Raw genomic sequence first — 26,145 nt, 5'->3', positions numbered from 1 at the left:
GAGGTGCTGCTGAGGCTACGACCAGCAGGGTCACCCTCGCCCGGGCGTCCCGTCCTCGTCGTTCCCGTCCTTCCCGTCCGCCTCGTCCTCCTCGGCGAGCACCCGCTGGGCCGTCGCGAACGCCGAGTTGGCCGCGGGCACCCCGCAGTACACCGCGGTCTGCAGCAGCACCGCGCCGATCTCCTGAGGCGTCAGCCCGTTCCGCCGCGCCGCCCGGACGTGCAAGGCCAGCTCGTCGTGGTGGCCGTACGCGACCAGCGCGGTCAGCGTGATCATGCTGCGCTCGCGGCGCGAGAGGGTCGGGTCGGCCCAGATCTCTCCCCAGGCGTAGCGGGAGATGAAGTCCTGGAACCGCGCGGTGAACGGGGTCTGCCGGGCCTGCGCCCGGTCGACGTGCGCATCGCCCAGCACCTCCCGGCGCACCGCCATCCCGCTCGCCGGGGCCCCGGTCACCTGGGTGCGCAGAGCGGTCAGCACGGGCTGCGGGCACTGCGCGGGCGCCAGGTGCGAGGCCCCGGGCAGCTCCACGAGCGCGGCAGCGGGCACCGCGTCCGCGATCTCCCGCAGCTGCGCGGGCGGTGTCGCCGGATCCTGCCGGCCCGCCACGAGCAGGGTCGGTACGGCGATGTCGGCGAGCCGGTCGCGCAGGTCGAACGCGGCCAGCGCGTCGCAGCAGGCGGCGTACGCCTCCGGGTCGGCCTCCCGGTGGTCCCGCACCAGCCGCGGCACGGTGAAGCCGGGCGTGAACCACCGCGCGTCGGCGCTCTCCACCAGCCACTCCAGGCCCTCCCGGCGCACCCGTTCGGCCCGCTCCCGCCAGGGCGCGCTGCCGCCGAAGTGCGCGGAGGAGCAGATGACGGCCAGCGATGTCAGCCGTTCGGGGTGGTGCACGGCCAGATGCAGGCCGACCGCGCCGCCCAGCGACACGCCCGCGTAGGCGAACCGCTCGATGCCGAGCGCGTCGGCGAGCGCCAGCACCAGCGCGGCCAGGTCGCCGACGGTGGCACCCGGCCCGATCAGATCCGGCGCCGAACCGCCGTGCCCCGGCAGGTCCCAGCGCACCACCCGGTGGGTGATCGACAGCTCGGGCGCGACCGCGTCCCACAGGGCGTACGAGGTGCCGAGCGACGGGCCGAGCAGCAGCGGGGGAGCGGAGGCCGGGCCTTCTTCCAGGTGGTTGAGGAGTTTCACGGTCAACGTCGCTCCAGGGCACGGTCGGTGAGGGCACCGGCGAAACCGGTGTAGTGGGCGGGGTCGGTGAGGTCGTCCAGCGCGACGTCCTTCAACTCTGCTTCCTCAGCGAGGAGTTCACGCAGCGGGCGGCCCTCCTCGTGGGCACGGCGCGCCAGTTCGGTCAGCAGCTCCTTGGCCCGTGCCCGGCCGAGGACGGGTGCCAGCGCGGCGGACAGCCGCTCGGAGACGATCAGACCCCGGGTCGTGTCGAGGTTGCGGCGCATCGCGGCGGGGTGCACACGCAGCCCCTCGGTCAGCTCGGCCGCATGGGCGACCGCACCGCCCACCAGCCGGAGCAGGTCGCGCAGCGGCTGCCACTCGGCATGCCAGGCACCGGCCGGCCGCTCGTCCTCGGCGGCCAGGCAGCCGTACAGGGTGGCCGCGAGCTGCGGGGCGCGCCGCGCGGCGGCGGCGAGGAGCGTGGACCGCACCGGGTTCGCCTTGTGCGGCATGGCGGAGGAGCCGCCACCGCTGCCCTCGCTCACCTCGCCGACCTCGGTGCGCGACAGCGTCAGCACGTCCACGGCGAGCTTGCCCAGCGCCCCCGCGGTGAAGGCCAGGCAGCCGGCCAGGTCGGCGACGGGTGTGCGCAGCGTGTGCCAGGGCAACGCCGGTGCCGCGAGGCCGACTTCGCGGGCGTACGCCTGGGTCAGCGCGTCCGCGTCCTGGGCGCCGTACGCCTGGAAGGCCGCCAAGGTCCCCGCCGCGCCGCCGAGTTGCGCGGGGAGCGAGTCCCGGACCCGGATGACGCGGTCGCGGGCGTCCAGGACCAGCGAGCGCCAGCCGGCCGCCTTCAACCCCAACGTCGTGGGAACGGCGTGCTGGGTGAGCGTCCGACCGGGCATCGGCGTGTCGCGGTGCTCCGCGGCGAGCCCGGCCAGCGCGCGCTCGGTGCGGCCGAGGTCGGCGAGGATCGGCTCCAGGGCGCGTACGGCGACCAGCATCGTCGCCGTGTCCATGATGTCCTGGCTGGTCGCGCCCCGGTGGACGTAGGGGCCGTACTCCGCGCCGACCGCCGCCGTCAGGTCGGCGACCAGCGGGATGACCGGGTTGCCGCCCGCCGGGGTGCGGGCCGCCAGCGAACGGATGCCGAAGTTCGCCGGGACGGCCGCCTCGGTCACCGCCGGCGCGGCCTCGGCCGGGGCGAGCCCGAGCGCGGACTGCGCCCGGGTCAGCGCGGCCTCGGCGTCGAGCAGGGCCCGCAGATAGGCGTGGTCGCCGGTCTCGGAGGCGGCCTCGGACAGCCCCCACTCGGGGGCGAGCAGGCCCGTGTCGGCGTACGGCGGGGACGCAGATGTCACTGGAACTCCAGGAAGACCGTCTCGCCTTCACCCTGAAGGCGGATGTCGAAACGGTAGGTGCTGCCGCCCTCGTCGCCGGCGATCAGCGTGTCGCGCCGGTCGCCCACCCGGGCGAGCAGCGGGTCCGCGGCGAGCGCGGCCTCGTCGCCCGGCAGGTAGATCCGGGTGAACAGGTGCACGAGCAGTCCGCGCGCGAAGACGCACACGCTCAGGTACGGGGCGCTCTGCCCGCGTGCGCCGGGCCGCAGCGTCCGCGCGTACCAGTGGCCGTTCGTGTCGGTCTGGATGCGGCCCCAGCCGGTGAACTCCACACCGTTGCGGCCCAGATGGCCGCCGGTGGCCGGGTCCCGCCGGATGGAGCCGTCCACCTGCGGGACGGTGCCGTCGGGGCACGGCCCCCACAGCTCGACGAGGGCGTCCGGAAGCGGATTGCCCTCGCCGTCGAGGACGTACCCGTGCACGGTGACCGTGTCGGGGTGCCCCAGGGGCGCGATGTCCTCGCCGCCGCGGAACGGCAGCGCGTACCCGTAGAAGGGGCCGACCGTGTGGGACGGGGTGGGCGGCACGCTCTGCGGGCTGCTCGTGTCGGTCTTCGTCATCGCTTCCGTCAGCGTCCTTCCTCGATCCAGGTGGCGGCCGGGCCGTCCAGCACGATGTCCCAGTGGTAGCCGAGGGAGAACTCCGGCACCGACAGGCCGTGGTCGTAGGTGGCGACCAGCCGTTGCCGGGCCGCGTCGTCCGTCACGGACTGCAGGATCGGGTCGTACGGGAACAGCGGGTCGTTCGGGAAGTACATCTGCGTCACCAGCCGCTGCGTGAACGCCGTACCGAAGACCGAGAAGTGGATGTGCGCCGGGCGCCAGGCGCCCACGTGGTTGCGCCAGGGGTAGGGGCCGGGCTGGACGGTGGTGAAGTGATAGCGGCCCTCGGCGTCCGTGAGGGTGCGGCCGGTGCCGGTGAAGTTGGGGTCCAGCGGGGCGTCGTGCTGCTCGCGCCGATGGGCGTAGCGGCCGGCCGAGTTGGCCTGCCAGATCTCGACGAGCTGGCCGCGTACCGGGCGTCCGGCATGGTCGAGGAGCCGTCCGGACACGGTGATCCGCTCGCCGACCGGCTGGCCGGTGTGCTGCCGGGTGAGGTCGTTGTCGATGTCGGTGAGGTCGCGCTCCCCGAAGGCGGGGGAGTGCAGTTCCACCAGTTCGGGGTCCTGGCGGGTGTCGATGGCGACCAGGGGCTGCTTGGGGTGGCGGAGCATGGAGGAGCGGTAGGGCGCGTAGTCGCGGCGCGGGTGGTGCTCGACGGGCGCTCCGTCGGCGACCCGCTTCTCGTACGCGGCGTGCTCGGCCGCGATCTCCTGGTCGATGTCCTGCTGGGTGAGAGTCATTGGTCGATACCTGACGCTTCCTTGGCGTTCGAGGAGGAGTCCTTGACGTGCGAGGACGAGTCCTCAGCGTTCGAGGACGAGGGCCAGGCCCTGGCCCACGCCGATGCAGAGGGTGGCCACGCCGGTGCCGGAGCCACGGCGGGCGAGCTGGTGGGCCACGGTGCCGGCGAGCCGGGCACCGGAGGCGCCGAGGGGGTGGCCGAGGGCGATCGCCCCGCCCTGAGGGTTGAGGATCGCCGGGTCGAACTCGGGCCATTCGGCGACACAGCCGAGGACCTGGGCGGCGAACGCCTCGTTGAGTTCCAGCACGGACAGGTCGTCGAAACCCTTGCCCGCCTTGGCGAGTGCGCGGTTGACGGCCTCGACGGGAGCGAGCCCGAAGTGCTGCGGGTCGATCCCGGACACTCCGGTCGCGGTGACCCGGGCGAGGGGTTCGCGGCCGATGGCCTTGAGACCCTCCTCGTCGGTGAGGAGCAGGGCGGCGGCGCCGTCGTTGAGCGGGGAGGCGTTGCCCGCGGTGACGGTGCCTCCCTCGCTACGGAACGACGGCTTGAGCTTCGCCATGGCGGCCAGGGAGGCGTCGGGCCGTACGCACTCGTCGGCGGCGAAGTCGACCGGGTCGCCCTTGCGCTGCGGGACCGGGACGGGCGCCGACTCGGCGTCGAACAGGCCCTGTCGCTGGGCCGCGGCCGCCTTCTGATGGCTGTGCAGCGCGTACTCGTCCTGCTGCTCGCGGCTGATCCTGTGCTTGTCGGCGATCAGCTCGGCGCTCTCCCCGAGCGGGATGGTCCACTGCGGGTCCATCCCCGGGTTGACCATGCGCCAGCCGAGCGTGGTCGAGTACAGCTCGGTGTGTGCGGCGGGGAAGGGCCTGTCCGACTTGGGCAGGACGTACGGCGCGCGGGTCATCGACTCCACACCGCCCGCCACGGCGATCCGGGCGTCGCCGACCGCGATGGCGCGGGCGGCCTGGATCACCGCTTCGAGACCGGAGGCGCACAGCCGGTTGACCGTCACGCCCGGTACCGAGGTCGGCAGGCCCGCGAGCAGGGCGGCCATCCGGGCGACGTTGCGGTTCTCCTCGCCGGCGCCGTTGGCGTTGCCGAAGTAGACGTCGTCGATGCGGGAGGGGTCCAGGTCGGGCGTGCGGGCGAGCAGTTCGCGGAGGGCGTGGGCGGCGAGGTCGTCGGGTCGCACGGAGGACAGCCCGCCGTTGTAGCGGCCGATCGGAGTGCGAATGGCGTCGACGATGTAAACCGGGTTCACAGCACGTTCTCCCCGACGGTCAGTTCAGCGTCGGTCCGGGTGACGACGTCTTCAACGGTCACGCCCGGCGCGGTCTCCACCAGGACGAGCCCAGCATCCGTGACGTCCAGCACCGCCAGATCCGTGATGACTCGGTTCACACACGCCTTGCCCGTGAGCGGCAGCGTGCACTGCTCCAGGATCTTCGGGGAGCCGTCCTTGGCCGTGTGCGTCATGACGACGACGACCGTACGGGCACCGTGCACCAGGTCCATCGCCCCGCCGATCCCGGTGACCAGCTTCCCAGGGACCGCCCAGTTGGCCAGGTCGCCGCCCGCGGACACCTGCATCGCGCCCAGCACGGCCACGTCGATGTGTCCGCCCCGGATCATCGCGAAGCTCAGGGCCGAGTCGAAGTAGGAGGCGCCCGGCAGGACCGTCACGGTCTCCTTGCCGGCGTTGATCAGGTCCGGGTCGACCTCGTCCTCGGCGGGGTACGGGCCGGTGCCGAGGATGCCGTTCTCCGACTCCAGGACCACCTCGACGCCCGGCGGCAGATGGTTCGGGATCAGCGTCGGCAGGCCGATGCCGAGGTTGACGTACTGGCCGTCCTTCAGTTCGCGGGCCGCGCGGGCGGCCATCTCCTCGCGTGTCCAGGCCATCAGGACCTCACCGTCCGCTGCTCGATCTTCTTGTCCGCCGCCTGCTCGGGGGTCAGCGCCACCACGCGCTGCACGAAGACGCCGGGCAGGTGCACCGCGTCCGGGCCGATCTCCCCGGGTTCCACCAGCTCCTCCACCTCGGCGACGGTCACCCGGCCGGCCATCGCGGCAAGGGGGTTGAAGTTCCGGGAGGACTTGCCGAAGACGAGGTTGCCGTGCCGGTCGCCCCTGGCGGCGCGGACCAGCGCGAAGTCGGTGCGGATGCCTCGCTCCAGGACGTACTCCACGCCGTCGAACTCCCGGACCTCCTTCGGCGGCGAGGCGAGCGTGACCCCGCCCTCTCCGTCGTACCGCCATGGCAGCCCGCCCTCGGCGACCTGCGTGCCCACGCCCGCCGGGGTGTAGAAGGCGGGGATCCCGGCGCCGCCCGCGCGCAGCCGCTCGGCGAGCGTGCCCTGCGGGATCAGCTCGACCTCCAGTTCGCCGGACAGGTACTGGCGGGCGAACTCCTTGTTGCCGCCGATGTAGGAGCCGGTCACCCGGGCGATCCGGCCGGCGGACAGCAGCACCGCGAGGCCGGACTCCATCGCACCGCAGTTGTTCGACACCACGCCCAGACCGGTCGTCCCGCGCTCGTACAGCGCCTGGATCAGTACGTTCGGGACACCGCTCAGCCCGAAGCCGCCGACCGCGAGGGACGCGCCGTCCGGCACATCGGCCACCGCCTCCAGGGCAGTGGCGACCACCTTGTCCATCCGTGAAGCCTCATCTCTATTAGTCAGTGTACTGAGCATTTCGGCGAGGTGCTCCTCACGCTGCCATCGGACGCAAGAACCGTCAAGACCTTGCAATACGCGGGATTCCCCATGCAGGCCGTGCGCCCCAGCGCGAGTATCGTTCAGTACACCAACGAATCGATCAGGGGAGTGCACATGGCCGCGGTGGACCTCGCCACCCATCCCGGGCACCTGGCCCGGCGACTCCAGCAGGCGCACTACCTGCTGTGGAACACCATGGTCTCCGAGGAGATCACCTCACCGCAGTTCGCGGTGCTGAACGCGCTCGTCGCCGAGCCTGGTCTCGATCAGCGGACGGTGGGGGAGCGGGTGGGCCTGGACCGGTCGACCATCGCCGAGGTCATCAGCAGGCTCACCCGCCGCGAGCTGCTGCACAAGGTCCGCGACCCGCAGGACGGCCGCCGCTTCCTGCTCCGTCTCACCGACGAGGGCCTGAGCGTCCATCGCAAGCTGACCGTGCGCACCGCGCGGATGAACCAGGTCTTCCTCGCCCCGCTCTCCCCCGAGGAGCAGACCGTCTTCTTCGACCTGATCCGCCGGGTCGCGGACGCCGCCGAGGACCTGCGCAACCCGGCCGAGCCGCTGGCCGCCGGGCAGGGCTGAACGGCGGCCCGGTCAGGAGGGCGCCTCGGCGAACACCACCCACACCTGACCGGTGGCGAAGTTCATCGGGCTGCCGTCAACCGCCGTGAACGCCGTGCCCTCCGTCGCGGACGGCCGGGACCAGGTGGCGTCGAAGGACCGGCCGTCCCGCAGCACCTCGGCCTTTCCGGAGCCGACCGTCTCGGTGTACGGCGTGCTGTTGCCGAGCGCGTCGTGGTACTGCGACGCGCGGATCTTCACGTACTGCACGACGACCGTGGCCGGCGCCGGCCGCACGCCGTCGGTCGTCACCGTCGGCGTGCCGTCCATCGCGACCAGCCAGCCGCCCCGCCCCGCGGACCAGGTGAAGGTGAAGCGCGCCGACGGATAGCGCACCGTCCGCGCGGACTCGGGAGTGCCGCCGGAGGGCGCAGGACCGTAGCGGAACCCGTTGGTCAGCGCGGCCTTGCCCGGCGCCGCGGGCAGCAGCCGGGCAGGGTGCAGATACAGGTTGTGCGGCGCGGCCCTGTCGGTGCCCCGGTAGTAGGCGTCTGTGGCCTCGTCGGGCGACTCGGCCCGCACGGGGGCCTGGTGGATCAGCGGCAGCAGCTTGCGCTGGGCCCCGGAGAACGCCAGCGTCGGCTCGTCGAACTGGCGCAGCAGCTCCAGATCGGACTCGCGGGCGCTGCGCACCGGACCCACCGTCTTGGGAAGGGTGGTGGCGTACACCGCCATCAGGCGGCTCAGGCCGCCCTCGACCTGCTCCGCGTACACGACGTCCGCCGCGTCGAGTCCCGTCTGCGGGCGGGCCGCCGGGACGTTGTCGATCTTCACGGCTAGCAGTGAGCCGTCCGCGGGCGCGGCCGGGCCGGTCGGCGACGGGGTCCCGTGCGGGGCGTGGGCGTCGTCGGCCGGGCCGTGCCGTGTACAGCCTGCCGTCAGGGAGACCGTCATCGTGACGGCGACCAGGGCCGCCGTCAGTGTCGTGCGTCGCGTGCGCGCGCTGCGTCCTATGACCACCGTTGCCCCCGTTCGTATCTGTCGATTGTGTGCTCATCGGGTCATCGCGGGCCATCCCTGGTCGGTTCCGGTCCTGCGCCTTCCGTGGGTCGATCGGGTCCACGGCGTGGCCCGGGCGGTCCGATCCACCGGGGCGCGCAGGTGTTCGTCGCGGCATGCGCGGGTACCCGGGCGCCACCGCAAACCGGACGCGCCAGGGCGAACCGGCGCGCACGCGAGCAAGGGAGCGCGACCCCATGAAGGCAGTCACCTGGCAGGGCAGGCGGGACGTGCGGGTGGAGCATGTGCCCGACCCGCGGATCGAACAGCCCACCGACGCCGTCATCCGCGTCACGTCCAGCGGTCTGTGCGGCTCGGATCTGCATCTGTACGAGGTGCTCACCCCGTTCATGACCCCGGGTGACATCCTCGGCCACGAACCGATGGGCATCGTCCAGGAGGTCGGTGCCGGGGTGCCGGACCTCGCCGCGGGCGACCGGGTCGTGGTCCCGTTCCAGATCGCCTGCGGAGACTGCTGGATGTGCCTGACCGGGCTGCCCACCCAGTGCGAGACGACCCAGGTCACCGGCGAGGGCATGGGCGCCGCCCTGTTCGGCTACACCCGCCTGTACGGCTCCGTGCCGGGCGGCCAGGCCGAGTACCTGCGCGTCCCGCAGGCGCAGTACGGCCCGATCAAGGTGCCCGAGGGCCCGCCGGACGACCGGTTCGTCTACCTCTCGGACGTGCTGCCCACCGCCTGGCAGGCCGTCGAGTACGCGTCCCTCCCGCCCGGCGGCAGCCTCGCCGTCCTCGGCCTCGGCCCGATCGGCGACATGGCCTGCCGGGTCGCGCTGGCCCGGGGAGCCGAGCGGGTGTTCGGCGTCGACCTGGTGCCCGAGCGGCTGGCCCGGGCGAGCCGGCGCGGTGTGCGGACGTATGACCTCAGGGCTTTCGACGACGAGAAGGAGCTGGTCGCCGTGATCCGCGATGCGACCGACGGCCGCGGCCCGGACGCCGTGATCGACGCCGTCGGTACCGAGGCCCACGGAAGCGCCGCGGCCCGGCTCGCCCAGCAGGCGTCCGCGATGCTGCCCCGCAAGCTGGGCGCGCCGCTCGCGGAACGCTTCAGTGTCGACCGGCTCGGCGCCCTCCACCTGGCCATCGACCTGGTCCGGCGGGGCGGCACGCTCTCCCTCGTCGGCGTCTACGGCGGCACGGCCGACCCGATCCCGATGCTCACCCTGTTCGACAAGCAGATCCAGATGCGGATGGGGCAGGCCAATGTCCGCCGGTGGACCGACGCGATCATGCCCTACCTCACGGACGAGGACCCACTCGGCGTCGACGACTTCGCCACCCACCGGCTGCCGCTCGACGAGGCGCCGACCGCGTACGAGATGTTCCAGCACAAGCAGGACGGCGCGATCAAGATCCTGTTGCAGCCCTAGGCGGCATCCGGGTGAACGACGTGCAGCGGACCTAGGAGCCGTCCTCCTCGGCCCCAAGGATCTCCGCGAGGTCGTAGCGCACCGGCTCCTCCAGCTGCGCGTAGGTGCAGCTCTCCGGTGTCCGGTCCGGGCGCCAGCGGCGAAAGCGGGCCGTGTGCCGGAAGCGGGCGCCGTTCTCCATGTGGTCGTAGGCCACCTCGGCGACCCGCTCCGGCCGGACCGGCACCCAGGTCAGGTCCTTCTTGCCCGACCAGCGGCTCGGTGCCCCCGGCAGCCGGGCCGTCTCATGCGCCGCCTCGTCGCCCCAGGCCGCCCACGGGTGCCCGGTCACGTCGTCCATGCGCAGCGGCTCCAGCTCCTCGACCAGCTCGGCGCGCTTCTTCATGGTGAACGCCGCCGACACGCCCACGTGCTGCAGCGCTCCCCGGTCGTCGTACAGGCCCAGCAGCAGCGAGCCCACCACCGGCCCGCTCTTGTGGAACCGGTAGCCCGCCACGACGACGTCCGCCGTCCGCTCGTGCTTGATCTTGAACATGACCCGCTCGTCCTGCAGATAGCGCAGATCGAGCGGCTTGGCGACGACCCCGTCCAGGCCGGCGCCCTCGTACTGCTCGAACCACCGGTGCGCCACCTCCACGTCGGTCGTCGCCGGCGCCAGATGCACCGGCGCGCCCACCCCGGACAGCGCCCGCTCCAGCAGGGCACGCCGGTCGGTCAGCGGCACGTCGAGCAGGGCGTGGTCGTCCAGCGCCAGCAGGTCGAAGGCCACGAAGGAGGCCGGGGTCTTCTCGGCCAGCATCCGCACCCGTGAGTCCGCCGGATGGATCCGCTCGGTCAGCGCGTCGAAGTCCAGCCGCCCGCCCCGCGCGATCACGATCTCCCCGTCCAGCACGCACCGCTCGGGCACCCGCTCCTTCAACGCCGCGACCAGCTCCGGAAAGTACCTGGTCAGCGGCTTCCCGGTACGGCTGCCCAACTCGACCTCGGCCCCGTCCCGGAACACGATCGCGCGGAACCCGTCCCACTTCGCCTCGTAGTGCATGCCCGGCGGGATCTTCGCCACCGACTTGGCGAGCATCGGCTTCACGGGCGGCATCACCGGCAGATCCATGTGTCCGATTCTGCTCGCATACGTCAGCTGACGCCTGGTATGCGGGGTGTGCCGGGTGCGCCTACCGTGGCCGCATGGGTGCAGCGGTGGAACTGGACGTGGCCGGCCGGACCGTGCGGCTGTCCAGCCCGGACAAGGTCTTCTTCCCGGAACGCGGATTCACCAAGCTGGACGTCGCCCAGTACTACGCCGCCGTCGGCCCCGGCATCCTGCGTGCCCTGCGCGACCGCCCCACCACCCTCCAGCGCTACCCGGACGGCGTCGACGGCGAGTGGTTCTACCAGAAACGCGCGCCCAAGGGCATGCCCGACTGGATCCCCACCGCCCACATCACCTTCCCCAGCGGCCGCAGCGCCGACGAGATGTGCCCCACCGAGGAAGCCGCCGTGGTGTGGGCCGCCCAGTACGGCACGCTCACCTTCCACCCCTGGCCGGTGCGCCGCACCCACGTCGACCACCCCGACGAACTCCGCATCGACCTCGACCCGCAGCCCGGCACCGACTACGACGACGCCGTCCGTTCCGCCCACGAACTGCGAGCCGTCCTCGACGAGTTCGGCGGCCTGCGCGGCTGGCCCAAGACCTCGGGAGGCCGCGGCCTGCACGTCTTCGTGCCCATCGAACCGCGCTGGACCTTCACCCAGGTGCGGCGCGCCGCGATCGCGGTCGGCCGGGAGATGGAACGCCGGATGCCCGACCAGGTCACGATCAAGTGGTGGAAGGAGGAGCGCGGCGAGCGCATCTTCCTCGACTACAACCAGACAGCCCGCGACCGCACCATCGCCTCCGCCTACTCCGTCCGGCCCCGCCCGAACGCCCCCGTCTCCGCACCCCTGCGCTGGGACGAGGTCGGCGTGGCCCACCCCCGCGACTTCGACCTCGCCACCATGCCGGCCCGCTTCGCCGAACTCGGCGACGTGCACGCCGACATGGACGACCACGCCTACTCCCTCGACGCCCTCCTCGAACTGGCCCGCCGCGACGAACACGACCACGGCCTGGGCGACCTGCCGTACCCGCCGGAGTACCCGAAGATGCCGGGCGAGCCCAAGCGCGTCCAGCCGAGCCGGGCCCGCCGCGAGCAGGACTCCTGACCCGTCTGATCCGACCCGGCGCTAGCGCACCGGGGCGTCGATCCGCTCGCCGAACCCGGCCAGCACACGCCGGCAGTCCTGCTGGAGGGCCACGTCGGTGGGAACGTCGTAGCGCATGTTGCCGGTGGAGTCGTCGTTGTTGTGACGGCGGGGCGAGGCCAGCTCCGTGCGTATCAGCGGCAGCGCCGGTGCGGCCGCCGGGCCCATGCCCGCCAGGCAGCCGACTATGGCGGGGCGTTGGGCCGGCGTGGCCGACCACTCGGTCAGGAGCACGGGGAGTGTCTCGTCCGTCTCCCCGGTGACCTGCCACAGGCCGACGGCCGCCCGGGCGGGTGTGTGGCCTTCCGCGATCATCTCGCGGAACGTGGGTGCGAGTGCGGCACCGGACCGGCCCAGGGACTCGGTCAGCTGCAGGGCCGCGTACCACGGGCTCCAGGACCGCGACCGCAGGCCCTCGCGGACGACGGGGAGCACTGCCTCCGCTTCGCCGGTCAGCGCCCACAGGGCGCGTGCGACATGGATGCGGTGCTCGTCCGGGAGGGTGTCGTCCTCCCACAACCGCCGTACCAGCGGGGCTGCTTCGGCAGCCTGGGGGCCGTAGGCGGAGAGGGCCTCCAGGACCTCCCGTGTCGTCCGGAAGTGCTCGGCATCGGCCAGGATGCGGGTCAGCAGGGGCACCGACCCGGCGTGCCGAAGGGTGCCCAGGGCCTCGACGAGGCCGTCCAGCTCCGCGGACGGTGTGCGGTGGTCCAGCCGGGCCAGCCGGTCGTGGAGCACGGGGCCGAGCGGAGCCGCCGCCTCGGGACCGAGCGCCTCTAGCCACCGGGACAGCTTCTCGGGCAGCTCGACCACTTCGAGCACATGGGTGAGCGCCGGCACGATCCGGCCGTCGCCCTGCAGCGCCAGCACCTCGAACGCCATGCCGAGGGCCATGTCCCGGAAGACCGTGTCGGTCTCCAGCGGGCGGCCCTCCCCGCTCTCGACGTACGCCGCCACCCCCTCGGACACGCGGTGTGCCACCGGTGCGAGATACCGCAGTTCCGACAGCACCGCCTTCTGCAGCCGCAGATCGTCATCGGCCAGCAGCCGGGCCAGCGCCAGCACCGGTTCGTCGTCGGGAGCCCGCCACCCGGTCAGCAGCCGTCCCGCCATGCCGACGGCGTGCCTGCGCTGGCGCAAACCGGGACTGCCCAACTGGCCGACGAGGAGCGGGAAGCGCAGGTCGACCCGGTCGCGCAGCTCCGTGTGCAGCTCTTCGAGCAGGTCCGCCGCGTCGTCCAGGTCCAGGCTGCTGCGGTGCTCCGCGTGCAGCTCGCGCACATGGGAGATCAGGGTGTCCGTGCGCGGCCGCTCGGGCGCGGCGGGCGGCGGGCCCAGCTCGTCCGCCTCCCGGGCCAGCCGCATCACGTCCAGCGCGATCTCCGCGGTGTCCGGCGGCAGTTCGCCGGGCGCACTGCGCGCCAGCCGGGCCAGTGCCGTCATCCGCAACTGGGGATCGGGGGTGCCGGCGACGAGATCCTTCAGCATCCGGACCGCCTCGCCACCCAGCTCGGCGGGGTGCCGTCCGGCCAGCGTGCCCAGGGCGCGCACCAGCGACCGGGCGGCCTCCGGGTCGGTCTCCACGGGCACCCGATCCCGCAGGGCGCCGAACACCCGCACCGGGTCCGGGTGCAGCCGCGCCAGCGCACCCGGCACGGCGGCCCGCACTCCGGGATCCGGATCGCCGAGCAGCCCGAGGAAGTCCCCGGCCCGCTCGCGGACCAGGTCACGCGCGACGAAGAAGTGCCGCAGCCATTCCTCGTGTTCGTCCTCGTCGAACTCGGCGAAGGCCTCGGCCTCCTCCTCGTCCCACTCGTCCTCGTCGCCGTCCGAGACGTGGGCGATGCTGCACAGCAGGCCGATCACCGCACCCCGGTCGGCGATCGACGGGTTCGCGACCAGCTCGAACAGGAACGGGACGCAGGCGACCGTGCTGTCGTACACATCCCCCTGGTGGTGCACCGCGCCGTACATGCCGTCCAGCGCGATCTCCCGGCGCTCCGGGTCGTCCGACGCCAACCCCCACAGCAGTTCCGGCACATCGGTCGCCGAATCCGTGTACGCATGCCCCATCGACGCCCAGTCGACGTCGTCGATCCCCCTGAACATCCGGCCCTCCCCGTGGCTCATGGCGCGTGTTCCGCCACTGATCACAGGATGCCGCACGCCACTGACAGCGGCCCGGGCCTGTGGACAACCCTCAGGCGAGGTCGAACACGAACCACTCGGTGAACGGATTGACCTGCAGATGGATCCGGGAACCACGGGAGACGATCCGGCGCCGGCCGAGCCGGCCGCCGTCGGGGCGGACCAGGCGGCTCTCGGCCACCGGCTCCACGGAGGTCTCCGTCAGACGGCAGTCGACGAGCCGGTTGCGGTCCTCGCCGTATCCGCTGAAGAACACTGCCCGTTCGCCCAGGACGGCGAGCCCGTTCGCACCCCGCACCGGGTTCTGTCGCACCCGGACGACCTGGCCCTCGTCCACCTCGATGAGCGGGAAGCGCATGTACGGGCACGCCCAGGCGGTGCGCCCCGCGACGTTCACGGTGTAGCAGTCGTCGATCCATCCCGCGTCGGACACCGGGCTGTAGGACCACAGGGGTTCGCCCGTGATGCTCCAGCGGCGCAGGCCGGGCGCGCTCAACGCGTCGCCGTGGATTCCCTCGTCGAAGTAGCCGACCCAGAGGTCTCCCGCCCGGTCGGCCAGGAGGTGTTCGATGCCGTCTCCCACGCGGAACGTGCCGGTCGCCCGGCCCAGTGCGTCGAAGACCTGGACCTGCTGCTGGTCGTCCTTGTCCGCCCGGGGCGACGCCAGCACGAACCCGCCGTCGGGCAGGGCCTCGATGCGGCGGCACCAGCGCAACACCGCATGCAGGTACGTCTCGTGGCACGCGCCGTCCTCGACGGTCACCACCAGCGCGTCGTACAGATCGGTGTCCAGGTCTTTGGGTGCCTGCTCGGTGAGCAGCCAGTGGGCCCGGCCGAATGCGTCGACGGAGCTGTGGACGATGTGCCGGTCGCGGTAGGTGCGCGGCAGTCGTGCGTAGGGCACGAGCCGCGTCTCGGGGCGCTCAGCCGGCATGAGCCTTTCTCGTCTTCATGCGGCGATCTTCACCTGGCGAGATGCCGGGAGGCAACCCCTTTTCCGGCCCCGACGGCCCCACCGCAGCGCGGTTATCCTGATCGCCAGCCGCCGATGAGGAGTCCCGAAGTGACCGAGGCAGTGTCGCGTCCCACGCTGGAGGCAGTGGCCGCGCGGGCCGGGGTGTCCCGGGCCACCGTATCACGGGTCGTCAACGGTGGTGACGGGGTCAGGGAGCCCCTGGTCGAACGGGTCCGGCAGGCGGTCGAGGAACTCGGGTACGTGCCCAACCAGGCTGCACGCAGCCTGGTCACCAAGCGGCACGACGCCGTCGCCGTCGTCATCGCCGAACCCGAGGCCCGGGTCTTCGCCGACCCCTTCTTCGCGCTGCAACTGCGCGGCATCAGCAAGGAGCTGACGGCCCACGACAACCAGCTCGTGCTGCTGCTGACCGAGGGCCGCGCCGACCACGCCCGTGTGGCCCGCTATTTGGCCGGAGGCCATGTCGACGGCGCGCTCGTCTTCTCCCTCCACCTCGACGACCCGCTGCCCGGCCTGATCCGGAACGCGGGCGTGCCCACCGTGTTCGGCGGCCGCCCCGACTGGAGCGACGGCACCCCCGGTCCGGTGTACGTCGACAGCGACAACCGGGGCGGCGCCCGCGAGGCCGTACGCCATTTCGTGGACCTCGGCCGCAGCCGGATAGCGCACATCACCGGCGCGCTGGACCAGACCTCGGCGGTGGACCGGCTCGACGGCTACCGGGACGTGGTGGGCGACGCCGACCCGCGGCTCGTCGTGGAGAGCGACTTCACCCCCGGCGGCGGCGAGCGCGCCATGCGGGAACTGCTGGACCGCTGCCCGGACGTGGACGCGGTGTTCGCCGCCAACGACCTCACCGCGCTCGGCGCCCTGCGCGTGCTGCGCGAGCGGGGCCGGCGCGTGCCGGACGACGTGGCCGTCATCGGCTTCGACGATGTGCTGCCCATCGCCGAAGAGGCCGATCCTCCGCTCACGACGGTCCGTCAGGACATCGAGGAGATGGGCCGGTTGATGGCCCGTCTCCTGCTGCGCGGCCTGGCCGGCCGGACGCGCGACGCGGCCCCGGCGGACGCGGCCGTCTCCAGCGTCGTCCTGCCGACGACCCTGATACGACGCGCGTCCGCCTAGGCACACCGGGCCTGCCCAGGCACAGCGCGCCCGCCCGGGCACACCGCGCCCGTCGGCGCCTCAGCCCTGCGGCGGCTCGCTCTTGATCACCGCGAAACGGACGCCGTACGGGTCGGCGAGCTTGGCCATCCGGCCGACGCCCTCCATGGTCGTCGCCGGCATACGCACCGTGCCGCCCAGCTGCTGCGCCTTCTCGACCACGGCGTCGGTGTCCTCGACCTCGAAGTACGGCAGCCAGTACGCGCCCGCATCGGCCTCCGTCGGGTCGTCGGCCAGCGGGACCATCCCGCCGAACATCGCGTCCTCACCGGCACCGCCCGGGTTCACACAGGTGTACGTGCCGCCCGGGAACGGCATGGCCGAGGTCTCCAGGCCCAGCACCCTCTGGTAGAACGCGGCGGCCGCCGCGATGTCCGGCGTGTACAGCTCGACCCAGCACAGCGCGCCCGGTTCGTTCGCCACGTCCACGCCCTTGGTCTGCCCGGGCTGCCAGATCCCGAACGGCACGCCGGCCTGGTCGGCGAGGACCGCCATGTGCCCCTGGCCCATCACGTCCATGGGCTGGAACAGCACGCTGCCGTGCGCCTGTTCGGCCGCCTTGGCCGTGGCCTGCGCGTCCTCGCTCTGGAAGTACACAGTCCAGGCCGGCGGCCCCTGCTCGGGTCCGGTCTGCATGCCGCCGGCGACGGTCCTGCCGCCCAGCTGGAAGAAGCCGTAGCCGCCGGCGTCCGGCCCCGCCGACTGGAACTGCCAGCCGAACAGCCCGCCGTAGAAGGCGAGGGCGCCGTCGAGGTCGGGGGTGCCGACGTCGATCCAGTTCGGAGCGCCGTCGACGAAACGGGTGGTGAGCATCTTCGCCCTCCTTGAAAGGGGGTCCGGAAACCCTTGAAGGGGTGTCCGGAATCGGTCCCGTCCTCTGCACTGCCGAGTCTGGCACCGCCCACTGACAACCGCTGCCGGAGCGCCGCCGCACGCCGGACCGATGCCCCCGCTCACCCTGGGGGCCGCGCCTGGTTCTCCGGGTTTTCACACTGCTTCCGCGCGCCGCCGTGCACGGGCGTCTGCACGCGGAGCATCATCGGGGGGCCCAGGGCTCCGGTGGAGCATCAACGGGCGGCCCGGGTCGCGGCCGCGCCGTTGACCCGGCGTTGATCGAACGTTTTTCGCCGCCCGGCACGATTCTGGGCATGCACATCGACACCATCACCCCGGCCGACACCGCCTGGCAGGCACAGGCTCTGTGCGCGCAGACCGGGGCGGACTTCTTCTTCCCCGAGCCCGGCAGCTCGGTGCGCGAGGCGAAGCGCATCTGCGCCATGTGCGAGATGCGCTCCGCCTGTCTCGACTACGCGCTCACCAACGACGAGCGCTTCGGTGTCTGGGGCGGCCTCTCCGAGAAGGAGCGCCTCGCCCTGCGCCGCACGTCGCACTGACCGGGCCGCACGTCGCACTGACTGCGCCGCACGTCCTGCCGACACCCACCTCGGGCGACGGCCCGAGCGCCGCTCAGCCCGCGGCGCGCGCCGCCATCCGGGCCTTGCGGGCCGCCAGCTTCTCGTCGAACTTGGCGGCCTCCGTGTCCAGGCCGCCCATGAAGAGGCCGAGTTCCTCCTGCGCCTGAGCGCCCTCCGGGCCGAGCCCGTCGATCTCCATGATCTTCAGGAAGCGCAGCACGGGCTGGAGGACGTCGTCGTGGTGGATGCGCAGGTTGTAGACCTCGCCGATCGCCATCTGCGCGGCGGCCCGCTCGAAGCCGGGGATGCCGTGGCCGGGCATGCGGAAGTTGACCACGACGTCCCGGACCGCCTGCATGGTCAGGTCGGGAGCGAGTTCGAAGGCCGCCTTCAGCAGGTTGCGGTAGAAGACCATGTGCAGGTTCTCGTCGGTCGCGATGCGCGCCAGCATGCGGTCGCAGACCGGGTCGCCGGACTGGTGGCCGGTGTTGCGGTGCGAGATGCGGGTCGCCAGCTCCTGGAAGGCGACGTAGGCGATCGAGTGCAGCATCGAGTGCCGGTTGTCGGACTCGAAGCCCTCGCTCATGTGCGACATGCGGAACTGCTCCAGCTTGTCCGGGTCCACCGCGCGCGAGGTGAGCAGGTAGTCGCGCATCACGATGCCGTGCCGGCCCTCCTCGGCCGTCCAGCGGTGCACCCAGGTGCCCCAGGCGCCGTCGCGGCCGAAGAGCGAGGCGATCTCGTGGTGGTAGCTGGGCAGGTTGTCCTCGGTCAGGAGGTTGACGACGAGGGCGGTGCGGCCGATCTCCGTCACCTTGGAGTGTTCCTTGTCCCAGGCCTCGCCGTCCTCGAACAGACCGGGGAAGTTACGGCCGTCGGTCCAGGGCACGTACTCGTGCGGCATCCAGTCCTTGGCGACCTTCAGATGCCGGTTCAGCTCCTTCTCGACCACTTCCTCCAGCGCGTACAGCAGCCGCGCGTCGGTCCACACGGACGGGCTGCCGAGGTGAGGGGAGGTGATCGTCACAGGAACTCCAGGGGGACGCCGTACAAAGGGGGAGAGACGGGGGACGGTCCGGCGAGCGGAGCCGGAAACCTACGAGATCGTAGGCTACGAATCCGTAGGTTACGAAGCCGTAGGTTAAGTTCGTTGTAAAGATCGCTGATCAGCGCCCACGGCCCGGCTTTTCGGGGGCATGCCAAACAGCCCCGGGACCCGCAGGTCCCGGGGCTGTCGGAATGCTGGATCACCCGATCAGGCGTACAGCTCCCGCATGCGCACCGAGAGGCACGTCACACAGCCCTCGAGTTTCTCGAACTCGCTGATGTCCACCGTGACCACCTCGTGGCCGAGATCGGTGAGCAGTTCCGCCGTCTTCGGGGCGCTCGCCGCCATGAGCAGCTTGTGGCCGCCGAGCAGCACCACGTGCGCGCCGGACTCCTCCGGCACCGACAGGAAGCCCGGGAACAGCGACGGCCGGTCCACCATCGGGATGTGCCCGACGACCGTCCCGTCCGGCAGCGCGGTGACCGCCGACTTCAGATGCAGCACCTTGCTCACCGGTACGGCGACCACGCGCGCGCCCAGTGGTTCGAACGCGGCCCGCAACTGCTGCACGCCGGCCGCGTTGGTGCGGCCGCCCCGGCCGACGTAGACCGTGTCGCCGACCTTCAGGACGTCGCCGCCGTCCAGGGTGCCCGGCTCCCATATCCAGTTCACCGAGCAGCCGAGCCGGGCCACGGCCTCCTCGACGCCCGCGGTCTCCGCGCGCCGGGACTCGGCGCCGGGCCGGGTGATCAACGCCACGTTCTTGTACATGACGACGGTGTCCTCGACGAACACCGAGTCCGGGCAGTCGTCGGCCGGATCGACCTCGATCGTCTTCCAGCCGTGCTCGCCCAGCGCCTCGACGTACGCCTCCCACTGCTCGACGGCGAGGTCCGCGTCGACCTTCTCCCGCTCGATGTGCGTCACCAGGCCTTCGGCGAGGCGCGGACTGGGGCGGCGGACGAGGGCCTTCTTGCTGGGCACGAGGGACCTTTCGTTATCGGCGGTGCGGCTCCGGCGCCCGTGACAAGGCGCCGGTCCGCCATCATGCAGGGCACGGTGGCCTGGACAAAACCCTCGTTGTCAGCCTGTGCCCCACCTGAGACCCCCGCCGGTCCGGCTAGGCCGGATCGCCGAGCGTCTCGGGCGTGGTCTCCTTCAGTTCTCCGTCCTCCATCAGCAGCCACCGGGTGATGCCGATCGACTCCAGGAACGGCAGGTCGTGGCTGGCGACGAGCAGGGCACCCTCGTAGGACTCCAGGGCCGTGGTCAGCTGCCGGACGCTCGCCATGTCGAGGTTGTTGGTCGGCTCGTCCAGCAGGAGCAACTGCGGTGCGGGCTCGGCGAGCATCAGCGCGGCCAGGGCCGCCCGGAAGCGCTCACCGCCGGACAGTGTCCCGGCCTTCTGGTCGGCCCGTGCGCCCCGGAACAGGAAGCGGGCCAGACGCGCCCGGATCCGGTTGTTCGTGGCGCCCGGCGCGAACCGGGCCACGTTCTCGGCGACCGTCCGCGTGTCGTCGAGAACGTCCAGCCGTTGCGGCAGGAACCGCAGCGGGACGTGCGCCCGCGCCTCGCCGGCCTCCGCCGCCAGCTCCCCGGCGACGGTCCGCAGCAGAGTCGTCTTGCCCGCACCGTTGCGGCCGACGAGGGCGATCCGCTCCGGGCCGCGCAGATCGAGGATGCCCTCGACACGTGCTCCGTAGGCCAGTTCCAGGTTCTCCAGGGTGAGCACCTGCCGGCCGGGCGGTACGGCCGTGTACGGCAGGTCGATGCGGATCTCGTCGTCGTCCCGTACGGCCTCCACCGCGTCGTCCAGCCGCTCCCTGGCCTCGGCGAGCTTCTCCTCGTGCATGATGCGGTGCTTCCCCGCGGCCTCCTGGGCGGCGCGTTTGCGCGCGCCCATGACGATCTTCGGCTCGCGCTTCTGCTCGTACATCTTCTGCCCGTACCGTTTGCGGCGGGCCAGCTTGACCTGGGCGTCGGCGAGTTCGCGCTTCTGCTTGCGCACGTCCGCCTCGGCCACCCGCACCATCCGTTCGGCCGCCTCCTGTTCCACGGCGAGGGCCTCCTCGTAGGCCGAGAAGTTGCCGCCGTACCAGGTGACCTCCCCGGAGCGCAGCTCGGCGATCTGGTCGACCAGCTCCAGGAGCTCACGGTCGTGGCTGACGACCACCAGCACGCCCGGCCAGGAGGCGACGGCCGCGTACAGCCGCCGGCGCGCGTACAGGTCGAGATTGTTGGTGGGTTCGTCGAGGAGCAGGACGTCCGGGCGGCGCAGCAGCAGTGCGGCCAGGCGCAGCAGCACCGACTCGCCGCCGGACACCTCGCCGACGGTGCGGTCCAGGCCGATGTGGCCGAGACCGAGTTCGCCGAGCGTGGCCAGGGCGCGCTCCTCGACGTCCCAGTCGTCGCCGACGGCCTCGAAGTGCTCCTCGGACACGTCGCCCGCCTCGATGGCATGCAGGGCGGCTCGCCGGCGGGCGATGCCGAGGGCCTCGTCGACGCGGAGCGTGGTGTCGAGCGTGACGTTCTGCGGCAGACAACCGACCTCGCCGGTCACCTTGAGGGTGCCGTCGGCCGGTTCGAGTTCACCGGCGAGCAGCTTCAACAGGGTCGACTTCCCTGATCCGTTGACGCCGACCAGCCCGGTCCGACCGGGGCCGAAGGCGACATCGAGGCCGTCGAAGACGGGGGTGCCGTCGGGCCAGGCGAAGGACAGGGACGTGCAGGTGAGGGCAGTGGACATACAGGCCTCGCGGTTGATCGATGCGGTGTGGGCGGACGCATGTCGAGACACCGCGAGGCGCAAACCGAAGAACCTGGGGCACGCAGAGTTGGCCTGTGCCGGAGGACGGCTCGGACGCCGAGGTCGAACGCCACGCACACCTCATCGATGTGAACGCGGTGTCTCAGGACCTCAGACGAGCAACGTCCTTCTCCAATCAACGGCAACAGGAACGCTGTACACCGTAGGAGGGGGCCGGAAAGGCTGTCAACGCGATTAATGCGCGTGCTTCCGAGTGGCCGATTTCCGTACCCCTGGCAGGGCCCACGCTGGTGTCGGATTTCTGCCAGCGTCCGCCCCGCCGGGGCTGTTTGACTTCCCCGCATGACGCTTCAGCATCCGCTTGCCGACTCCGCCCTCGCCTTCCGCGCACTGCACGTGCCCGGCCGCCCGCTGGTCCTGCCGAACGCCTGGGACCCGGTCAGCGCGGCCGTCGTCGTGGAGGCGGGCGCCGCCGCCGTCGCGACCACCAGCGCGGGGCTCGCCTGGGCGCTCGGCACCGCCGACGGCGACCGGCTCGACCGCGACCGCGCGGTTGCGGCCGTCGCCCGCATCGTCGACGCCGTACGGGTCCCGGTCACCGCCGACATCGAGGGTGGGTACGCCGAGGACGCCGCCGGTGTCGCCGACACCGTCCGTGCGGTGATCGCCGCCGGCGCGGTCGGCGTCAATATCGAGGACGCCCGCCATGAGGCGGGCGGTGAGCCGTTGCGGGAGGTCGCCGAGCAGGCGGAGCGTATCGCCGCGGCCCGTGCGGCGGCCGACACGGCGGGTCTGCCGCTGTTCGTCAACGCGCGGATCGACACCTTCCTGCGCGGCGCCGGGGGAGTGGACCTCACCCTGGAACGTGCTGCCGCCTTCCTGGCCGCGGGCGCCGACGGGATCTTCGTCCCCGGGGCCGTCGACCCGGAGACGGTCAAGGCGCTCGTCGCGGGCGTCGACGGGCCGCTCAACGTGCTGGTCGGCCCCGGCGCGCAGACGGTCGCCGAACTGGCCGCGCTCGGCGTCGCCCGGATCAGCGCCGGCTCGAGTCTCGCCGAGGCCGCCCACGCCCTGGTCCGCCGTGCCGCGCGGGAGCTGCTGCGGGAGGGGACGTACGGGGCGCTGGCCGGCGGGCTCGACTACGGCGGGCTGAACGCGTTGCTCACGCGCGCGTAGCGCTTTTCGCGCAGGTCAGCAGGCGTCCCGCATCAGCTCGGCGAGGTCGTGGTCGAGGTCCAGCTGCAGGTGCTCCAGGCCGACGGGCACCAGGTCGCCGGTCGCCTGCAGGAACCGCCGTATCTCGCCGGAGCGCACGTGCACGATCGCGGTGCCCTCCGGGGCGTGGAACTCCAGTACGGTGCGGTCGTAGCCGTACGGCCGTACGCGCACGTCACCGAAGCCCTCCGGGCCGTGCAGCCCGGCCGCGAGCAGCTCGCGGGAGAAGGTCCAGCAGACCTCGACACCCTCCAGGGTGGCCGGGGCCGGGAAGGTCATGCGGACGGCGAACGGGTCGCTCCGGTCGTAGCGCAGCTTGGCGGGAATGCTCGGCATGCGCGGTGCGGCGGCGACGAGGCGGGCCTCTACGGGCTGCTCGATGACGGTGGACAACGCCTTGCTCCCTCGTGACGGCTGGACGTACTCCCGGGCGGGTGGGGCCTGGTGCTGGAAGAGACGATGGAATCGGCCATTGCGTGCACGTCGGGAACGAGTGACCTCGGTCACCTCTTTCATGCACGGGAGTGCGCCGGGAGGCCCTCTGGACGGCGGCGGGCCGGTGGGCTAGCTTCGCCCGCCATGAGGCGCTTGGGGAGCACGCGACGCAGGGGACGGACGGGCCGGCTGGTGGCGGCGGGGTTGGCGTGCGGAGCGGCGCTGGCCGCGCTGACGGTGCCGGCCGCCGAGGCGGAGCAGCTCGGTCAGGGAGGCCGGGGAGCCGTGCACTGGGACGCGAAGAACAGCGGCACCCCGCAGGTGCGCTTCCGCGGTCTGGCCGCCGTCGACCGTGACACCGCCTGGCTGGCCGGTACGGCAGGCACCGTGCTGCGCACCACCGACGGCGGGGCGAGCTGGCGGAACGTCTCTCCGCCTGGCGCGGCCGACCTGCAGTTCCGGGACGTCGAGGCGTTCGACGCGCGGCGCGCGGTGGTGCTGGCCATCGGCGAGGGGGAGGCCTCCCGCGTCTACCGCACCGACGACGGCGGCGCGACCTGGACGGAGTCCTTCCGCAACACCGACCCGAAGGCCTTCTACGACTGCCTCGCCTTCTTCGACCGCCGTCACGGCCTCGCCATGAGCGACCCGGTGGACGGCAGGTTCCGCATCCTGTCCACCAGCGACGGCGGCCGTTCCTGGCGGGTGCTGCCCGCCGAGGGCATGCCGACCGCCCTGGACGGCGAGGCCGGCTTCGCCGCGAGCGGCCAGTGCCTGGTCACCTCCGGGCCGCGGGACGTCTGGCTGGCGACCGGCGGCGGCGCCCGCGCGCGCGTGCTGCACTCCGCCGACCGCGGACTGACCTGGACGGCCGCCGACACACCCGTTCCGGCGGGGGATCCGGCCAAGGGCGTCTTCGCGCTCGCCTTCCGCGACCGCACCCACGGACTCGCGGTCGGCGGCGACTACCGCCCCGACCAGACCTCGCCGCAGGCGGCCGCGGTCACCGACGACGGCGGCCGCACCTGGCGCCCCGCCGCGACCCCGCCGCCCGCCTACCGCTCCGGCGCCGCCTGGCTCCCGCACAGCCGCGGTGCCGCCCTCGCCGTCGGCCCCACCGGCACCGACCTGACCACCGACGGCGGCCGCACCTGGCGGACCGTCGACACCGGCTCGTACGACACCGTGTCCTGCACCCCCGACCTGAGCTGCTGGGCGGCTGGGGAGAAGGGGCGGGTGGCCCGGTTGGAGCGCTGATGCGGGAGGCCGGATCGCGGGTACCCGGTCACCACGCACGAGAGGAAGTGAGCGGTCATGCCACGCGGTTCCAGCTCCAAGCGGGAACGCCAGTACGAACACATCAAGCAGAGCGCGCTCGACCGGGGTGAGAGCACGCAGCGCGCCGAGGAGATCGCCGCGCGGACGGTGAACAAGGAACGCGCCCGGTCCGGCGAGTCGAGGACGGCCAGCCGCACCTCCACCCAGGACATGTCGTCCGGCGAGCGGGGCGGCCGGCGGTCCGGCAAGGGCTCGCAGGGGCCCACTTACGACCAGCTGTACAACGAGGCCAGGCAGCGGGGTGTCGAGGGCCGTTCGCACATGAACAAGGCGGAGCTGCAGCGCGCGCTGAACGCCAGGAAGGGCTGAGCCCCGGGGCTCAGTCCAGCGTCTGCCGGTGCTGGGCCAGTTCGGGGGCCGTCTTCGTGGCGATGAACTCCGTGATGCGGTACTCGCACACCCCGGCGGCGATGAACGGGTCGGTCGCGGCGACCTCCTCGATGCGGGCGCGGTTCTCCGCGACGGCCAGGATCACACCGCCCTCGCGGGGGTTCTTGCGCCCGGAGGCGAGGAAGAAGCCCTTCTCGTACTGCTCGTCGAGCCACGCCACATGCGCCGGAATCACGGCGTCCACGGCGTCGAGCGGGGCGGTGTAGGACAGCTCCAGTACGAACATGATCGCGAGCCTACCCCCAGGCCCCGCACGGGAGTCGGCGGGCCGTACAGTCTTGGCCATCATGACGACCGTAGGCGTACCCGCGGGCTGGCCCGCGACCGAGGAAGAGGCCCGCGCCGTACAGGACGAGCTGCGCGGGCGGGTGGTGCTCGACGAGCCGGGGCCGCCGCCCGGGACGGGGCACGTCACGGGCGTGGACGTCGCCTACGACGACGAGCGCGATCTCGTCGCCGCGGCGGCCGTCGTCCTGGACGCGGCCACCCTGGACGTCGTCGCGCAGACGACGGCCGTCGGCAGGATCTCCTTCCCGTACGTTCCCGGACTGCTCGCCTTCCGCGAGATCCCGACCGTGCGCGCGGCCCTGGACGCCCTGCCCTGCGCGCCGGGCCTGGTGGTGTGCGACGGCTACGGCCTCGCCCACCCGCGCCGCTTCGGCCTCGCCAGCCACCTCGGCGTGCTCACCGGCCTGCCGACCATCGGCGTCGCCAAGAACCCGTTCACCTTCACGTACGACGAACCCGGCCCAGCGCGGGGCAGTTCCGCACCGCTCCTCGCGGGCACCGAGGAGGTCGGCCGCGCCCTGCGCACCCGGGACGGCGTCAAGCCGGTCTTCGTCTCCGTCGGCCACCGCGTGAGCCTCGACAACGCCCTGGCGCACACCCTGGCCCTGACCCCTGAGTTCCGCCTGCCGGAGACCACGCGCAGGGCCGACGCGCTGTGCCGGCGGGCGCTTCAGGAGGCGTCGACGCGCCAGGCGCCCACCTCCTGATACCGCGAGTCGTACACGGCTGAGCCGTCGCCGGGTTCGAGGGCGTAGTGGTGGAGGTTCCCGCCCCAGTAGCGCAGGATCCGCCCCAGCTCGCCGGCCCGGTCCGCCGCCGACGCGCCCTCGTCCACGGTCACTTCGAGTACGAACTTCACTTCCGTTCCCCCTCCTTCGGCCTGGGCTTCCAGCGTCTCATTGAAGTTCCCTGTGAAACTTCGAGCGCATGGCCGCAGGCGGCCGGGCACTCCTCGCGCGGAAAGTCTCAAATGCGGGAGAAGAATGAGGGAGAAGGGAGCCCGGAGCCGGGTGAGTACGTCGCCTGAGTACGCGTACGGATGTGCCCATACCGGCCCGACGGCAGG

The 26,145-nt window shown here is 72.3% G+C and carries 27 protein-coding genes; 9 read left to right on the top strand and 18 right to left on the bottom strand.

Annotated features, from left to right (window positions below; genetic code table 11):
- Positions 1 to 30: 30 nt before the first annotated feature.
- From pcaD to ACFY3C_RS03255, 7 genes are all read right to left on the bottom strand, one after another.
- The gene (gene pcaD, locus ACFY3C_RS03285; protein WP_390769499.1) at positions 31 to 1,197 is read right to left on the bottom strand and encodes a 3-oxoadipate enol-lactonase; all 1,167 of its coding nucleotides are present in this window, start codon (positions 1,195 to 1,197) and stop codon (positions 31 to 33) included.
- Positions 1,194 to 2,534, bottom strand: coding sequence for a 3-carboxy-cis,cis-muconate cycloisomerase (pcaB, locus tag ACFY3C_RS03280; RefSeq protein ID WP_390769498.1), 1,341 nt, complete (start codon positions 2,532 to 2,534; stop codon positions 1,194 to 1,196). Before pcaB ends, pcaD begins: the two co-directional genes overlap by 4 nt.
- The gene (gene pcaG / locus ACFY3C_RS03275; RefSeq protein WP_386577752.1) at positions 2,531 to 3,133 is read right to left on the bottom strand and encodes a protocatechuate 3,4-dioxygenase subunit alpha; all 603 of its coding nucleotides are present in this window, start codon (positions 3,131 to 3,133) and stop codon (positions 2,531 to 2,533) included. Before pcaG ends, pcaB begins: the two co-directional genes overlap by 4 nt.
- Positions 3,134 to 3,141: 8 nt before the next feature.
- On the bottom strand, positions 3,142 to 3,915 hold the full coding sequence (pcaH, locus tag ACFY3C_RS03270) for a protocatechuate 3,4-dioxygenase subunit beta (protein ID WP_390769497.1): 774 nt from the start codon (positions 3,913 to 3,915) through the stop codon (positions 3,142 to 3,144).
- Positions 3,916 to 3,978: 63 nt separating this feature from the next.
- Entirely contained in the window at positions 3,979 to 5,181 is a 1,203-nt protein-coding gene (locus ACFY3C_RS03265; protein WP_390769496.1) for a thiolase family protein, read from the bottom strand.
- Entirely contained in the window at positions 5,178 to 5,822 is a 645-nt protein-coding gene (locus ACFY3C_RS03260) for a CoA transferase subunit B (RefSeq protein WP_390769495.1), read from the bottom strand. Before ACFY3C_RS03260 ends, ACFY3C_RS03265 begins: the two co-directional genes overlap by 4 nt.
- Positions 5,822 to 6,577, bottom strand: coding sequence for a CoA transferase subunit A (locus ACFY3C_RS03255; RefSeq protein WP_386577756.1), 756 nt, complete (start codon positions 6,575 to 6,577; stop codon positions 5,822 to 5,824). The genes ACFY3C_RS03260 and ACFY3C_RS03255 overlap by 1 nt, the downstream gene beginning before the upstream one ends.
- A 177-nt stretch (positions 6,578 to 6,754) precedes the next feature.
- Here ACFY3C_RS03255 and ACFY3C_RS03250 point away from each other — a divergent pair, with 177 nt between their 5' ends.
- Positions 6,755 to 7,222 (top strand): MarR family winged helix-turn-helix transcriptional regulator, encoded by a 468-nt coding sequence (locus ACFY3C_RS03250; protein ID WP_386577757.1) that lies wholly within the window; start codon positions 6,755 to 6,757, stop codon positions 7,220 to 7,222.
- Positions 7,223 to 7,234: 12 nt separating this feature from the next.
- Here the strand turns inward: ACFY3C_RS03250 and ACFY3C_RS03245 are convergent, their stop codons facing one another.
- A complete protein-coding gene (locus tag ACFY3C_RS03245) occupies positions 7,235 to 8,215 on the bottom strand; it encodes a DUF3048 domain-containing protein (protein WP_390769546.1) in 981 nt (326 codons plus the stop codon).
- Between the two features lie 242 nt (positions 8,216 to 8,457).
- Between ACFY3C_RS03245 and ACFY3C_RS03240 the strand changes: the two genes are divergently transcribed.
- Positions 8,458 to 9,648 (top strand): zinc-dependent alcohol dehydrogenase, encoded by a 1,191-nt coding sequence (locus tag ACFY3C_RS03240; RefSeq protein WP_386577758.1) that lies wholly within the window; start codon positions 8,458 to 8,460, stop codon positions 9,646 to 9,648.
- A 31-nt stretch (positions 9,649 to 9,679) separates the two neighbouring features.
- On the opposite strand, the gene ACFY3C_RS03235 is transcribed toward ACFY3C_RS03240, so the two are convergent.
- Positions 9,680 to 10,759, bottom strand: coding sequence for an ATP-dependent DNA ligase (locus ACFY3C_RS03235; RefSeq protein WP_390769494.1), 1,080 nt, complete (start codon positions 10,757 to 10,759; stop codon positions 9,680 to 9,682).
- Between the two features lie 74 nt (positions 10,760 to 10,833).
- Between ACFY3C_RS03235 and ligD the strand changes: the two genes are divergently transcribed.
- Entirely contained in the window at positions 10,834 to 11,853 is a 1,020-nt protein-coding gene (gene ligD / locus ACFY3C_RS03230; protein WP_390769493.1) for a non-homologous end-joining DNA ligase, read from the top strand.
- A 21-nt stretch (positions 11,854 to 11,874) separates the two neighbouring features.
- On the opposite strand, the gene ACFY3C_RS03225 is transcribed toward ligD, so the two are convergent.
- The gene (locus tag ACFY3C_RS03225; RefSeq protein WP_390769492.1) at positions 11,875 to 14,022 is read right to left on the bottom strand and encodes a HEAT repeat domain-containing protein; all 2,148 of its coding nucleotides are present in this window, start codon (positions 14,020 to 14,022) and stop codon (positions 11,875 to 11,877) included.
- 70 nt (positions 14,023 to 14,092) lie between these two features.
- Complete coding sequence (locus tag ACFY3C_RS03220) at positions 14,093 to 14,974, bottom strand: hypothetical protein (protein WP_390769491.1); 882 nt, start codon at positions 14,972 to 14,974, stop codon at positions 14,093 to 14,095.
- A gap of 129 nt (positions 14,975 to 15,103) precedes the next feature.
- On the opposite strand from ACFY3C_RS03220, the gene ACFY3C_RS03215 reads away from it, so the two are divergent.
- Complete coding sequence (locus ACFY3C_RS03215; RefSeq protein ID WP_390769490.1) at positions 15,104 to 16,144, top strand: LacI family DNA-binding transcriptional regulator; 1,041 nt, start codon at positions 15,104 to 15,106, stop codon at positions 16,142 to 16,144.
- Between the two features lie 60 nt (positions 16,145 to 16,204).
- On the opposite strand, the gene ACFY3C_RS03210 is transcribed toward ACFY3C_RS03215, so the two are convergent.
- The gene (locus ACFY3C_RS03210) at positions 16,205 to 16,996 is read right to left on the bottom strand and encodes a VOC family protein (RefSeq protein WP_390769489.1); all 792 of its coding nucleotides are present in this window, start codon (positions 16,994 to 16,996) and stop codon (positions 16,205 to 16,207) included.
- 335 nt (positions 16,997 to 17,331) lie between these two features.
- On the opposite strand from ACFY3C_RS03210, the gene ACFY3C_RS03205 reads away from it, so the two are divergent.
- Positions 17,332 to 17,577, top strand: a complete 246-nt coding sequence (locus ACFY3C_RS03205) for a WhiB family transcriptional regulator (protein ID WP_386577765.1) — start codon at positions 17,332 to 17,334, stop codon at positions 17,575 to 17,577.
- A 73-nt stretch (positions 17,578 to 17,650) separates the two neighbouring features.
- On the opposite strand, the gene ACFY3C_RS03200 is transcribed toward ACFY3C_RS03205, so the two are convergent.
- The 3 genes from ACFY3C_RS03200 to ACFY3C_RS03190 all read right to left on the bottom strand — a co-directional run bounded on the left by ACFY3C_RS03200 (position 17,651) and on the right by ACFY3C_RS03190 (position 21,392).
- Complete coding sequence (locus ACFY3C_RS03200; protein WP_390769488.1) at positions 17,651 to 18,625, bottom strand: acyl-ACP desaturase; 975 nt, start codon at positions 18,623 to 18,625, stop codon at positions 17,651 to 17,653.
- Between the two features lie 228 nt (positions 18,626 to 18,853).
- Complete coding sequence (gene ddaH, locus ACFY3C_RS03195; RefSeq protein ID WP_390769487.1) at positions 18,854 to 19,630, bottom strand: dimethylargininase; 777 nt, start codon at positions 19,628 to 19,630, stop codon at positions 18,854 to 18,856.
- A 136-nt stretch (positions 19,631 to 19,766) separates the two neighbouring features.
- The gene (locus ACFY3C_RS03190) at positions 19,767 to 21,392 is read right to left on the bottom strand and encodes an ABC-F family ATP-binding cassette domain-containing protein (protein WP_390769486.1); all 1,626 of its coding nucleotides are present in this window, start codon (positions 21,390 to 21,392) and stop codon (positions 19,767 to 19,769) included.
- A gap of 363 nt (positions 21,393 to 21,755) precedes the next feature.
- On the opposite strand from ACFY3C_RS03190, the gene ACFY3C_RS03185 reads away from it, so the two are divergent.
- Complete coding sequence (locus ACFY3C_RS03185) at positions 21,756 to 22,589, top strand: isocitrate lyase/phosphoenolpyruvate mutase family protein (protein ID WP_386577769.1); 834 nt, start codon at positions 21,756 to 21,758, stop codon at positions 22,587 to 22,589.
- A gap of 15 nt (positions 22,590 to 22,604) precedes the next feature.
- Here the strand turns inward: ACFY3C_RS03185 and ACFY3C_RS03180 are convergent, their stop codons facing one another.
- Positions 22,605 to 23,021, bottom strand: coding sequence for an SsgA family sporulation/cell division regulator (locus ACFY3C_RS03180; RefSeq protein WP_386577770.1), 417 nt, complete (start codon positions 23,019 to 23,021; stop codon positions 22,605 to 22,607).
- Between the two features lie 186 nt (positions 23,022 to 23,207).
- Between ACFY3C_RS03180 and ACFY3C_RS03175 the strand changes: the two genes are divergently transcribed.
- Positions 23,208 to 24,320 (top strand): WD40/YVTN/BNR-like repeat-containing protein, encoded by a 1,113-nt coding sequence (locus ACFY3C_RS03175; protein ID WP_390769485.1) that lies wholly within the window; start codon positions 23,208 to 23,210, stop codon positions 24,318 to 24,320.
- A 57-nt stretch (positions 24,321 to 24,377) separates the two neighbouring features.
- Positions 24,378 to 24,710, top strand: a complete 333-nt coding sequence (locus tag ACFY3C_RS03170; protein ID WP_386577772.1) for a plasmid stabilization protein — start codon at positions 24,378 to 24,380, stop codon at positions 24,708 to 24,710.
- Between the two features lie 10 nt (positions 24,711 to 24,720).
- On the opposite strand, the gene ACFY3C_RS03165 is transcribed toward ACFY3C_RS03170, so the two are convergent.
- Positions 24,721 to 25,017 (bottom strand): YciI family protein, encoded by a 297-nt coding sequence (locus tag ACFY3C_RS03165; protein WP_390769484.1) that lies wholly within the window; start codon positions 25,015 to 25,017, stop codon positions 24,721 to 24,723.
- A 61-nt stretch (positions 25,018 to 25,078) separates the two neighbouring features.
- On the opposite strand from ACFY3C_RS03165, the gene ACFY3C_RS03160 reads away from it, so the two are divergent.
- Complete coding sequence (locus ACFY3C_RS03160; protein ID WP_390769483.1) at positions 25,079 to 25,786, top strand: endonuclease V; 708 nt, start codon at positions 25,079 to 25,081, stop codon at positions 25,784 to 25,786.
- On the opposite strand, the gene ACFY3C_RS03155 is transcribed toward ACFY3C_RS03160, so the two are convergent.
- The gene (locus ACFY3C_RS03155) at positions 25,750 to 25,938 is read right to left on the bottom strand and encodes a hypothetical protein (RefSeq protein ID WP_386577775.1); all 189 of its coding nucleotides are present in this window, start codon (positions 25,936 to 25,938) and stop codon (positions 25,750 to 25,752) included. The two genes, ACFY3C_RS03160 and ACFY3C_RS03155, sit on opposite strands and share 37 nt — an antisense overlap.
- Between the last annotated feature and the right edge of the window lie 207 nt (positions 25,939 to 26,145).

The sequence above is a fragment of the Streptomyces sp. NPDC001410 genome (genome assembly GCF_042895235.1).
Taxonomy (GTDB): domain Bacteria; phylum Actinomycetota; class Actinomycetes; order Streptomycetales; family Streptomycetaceae; genus Streptomyces.
The sequence above is the reverse complement of the archived record's forward strand: the minus strand, read 5'-3'. Positions and strand labels throughout refer to the sequence as shown.

What these genes read in the sequence shown, in the direction of transcription:
- ACFY3C_RS03255 (WP_386577756.1), bottom strand. Translation starts at nt 6,577, where the DNA reads ATGGACAAGGTGGTCGCCACTGCCCTGGAGGCGGTGGCCGATGTGCCG.
- ACFY3C_RS03260 (WP_390769495.1), bottom strand. Translation starts at nt 5,822, where the DNA reads ATGGCCTGGACACGCGAGGAGATGGCCGCCCGCGCGGCCCGCGAACTG.
- ACFY3C_RS03175 (WP_390769485.1), top strand. Translation starts at nt 23,208, where the DNA reads ATGAGGCGCTTGGGGAGCACGCGACGCAGGGGACGGACGGGCCGGCTG.
- ACFY3C_RS03160 (WP_390769483.1), top strand. Translation starts at nt 25,079, where the DNA reads ATGACGACCGTAGGCGTACCCGCGGGCTGGCCCGCGACCGAGGAAGAG.
- ACFY3C_RS03190 (WP_390769486.1), bottom strand. Translation starts at nt 21,392, where the DNA reads ATGTCCACTGCCCTCACCTGCACGTCCCTGTCCTTCGCCTGGCCCGAC.
- pcaG (WP_386577752.1), bottom strand. Translation starts at nt 3,133, where the DNA reads ATGACGAAGACCGACACGAGCAGCCCGCAGAGCGTGCCGCCCACCCCG.
- ACFY3C_RS03240 (WP_386577758.1), top strand. Translation starts at nt 8,458, where the DNA reads ATGAAGGCAGTCACCTGGCAGGGCAGGCGGGACGTGCGGGTGGAGCAT.
- ACFY3C_RS03165 (WP_390769484.1), bottom strand. Translation starts at nt 25,017, where the DNA reads ATGTTCGTACTGGAGCTGTCCTACACCGCCCCGCTCGACGCCGTGGAC.
- ACFY3C_RS03220 (WP_390769491.1), bottom strand. Translation starts at nt 14,974, where the DNA reads ATGCCGGCTGAGCGCCCCGAGACGCGGCTCGTGCCCTACGCACGACTG.
- ligD (WP_390769493.1), top strand. Translation starts at nt 10,834, where the DNA reads ATGGGTGCAGCGGTGGAACTGGACGTGGCCGGCCGGACCGTGCGGCTG.
- ACFY3C_RS03210 (WP_390769489.1), bottom strand. Translation starts at nt 16,996, where the DNA reads ATGCTCACCACCCGTTTCGTCGACGGCGCTCCGAACTGGATCGACGTC.
- ACFY3C_RS03225 (WP_390769492.1), bottom strand. Translation starts at nt 14,022, where the DNA reads ATGAGCCACGGGGAGGGCCGGATGTTCAGGGGGATCGACGACGTCGAC.
- ACFY3C_RS03170 (WP_386577772.1), top strand. Translation starts at nt 24,378, where the DNA reads ATGCCACGCGGTTCCAGCTCCAAGCGGGAACGCCAGTACGAACACATC.
- ACFY3C_RS03185 (WP_386577769.1), top strand. Translation starts at nt 21,756, where the DNA reads ATGACGCTTCAGCATCCGCTTGCCGACTCCGCCCTCGCCTTCCGCGCA.
- ACFY3C_RS03235 (WP_390769494.1), bottom strand. Translation starts at nt 10,759, where the DNA reads ATGGATCTGCCGGTGATGCCGCCCGTGAAGCCGATGCTCGCCAAGTCG.
- ACFY3C_RS03250 (WP_386577757.1), top strand. Translation starts at nt 6,755, where the DNA reads ATGGCCGCGGTGGACCTCGCCACCCATCCCGGGCACCTGGCCCGGCGA.
- ACFY3C_RS03205 (WP_386577765.1), top strand. Translation starts at nt 17,332, where the DNA reads ATGCACATCGACACCATCACCCCGGCCGACACCGCCTGGCAGGCACAG.
- pcaH (WP_390769497.1), bottom strand. Translation starts at nt 3,915, where the DNA reads ATGACTCTCACCCAGCAGGACATCGACCAGGAGATCGCGGCCGAGCAC.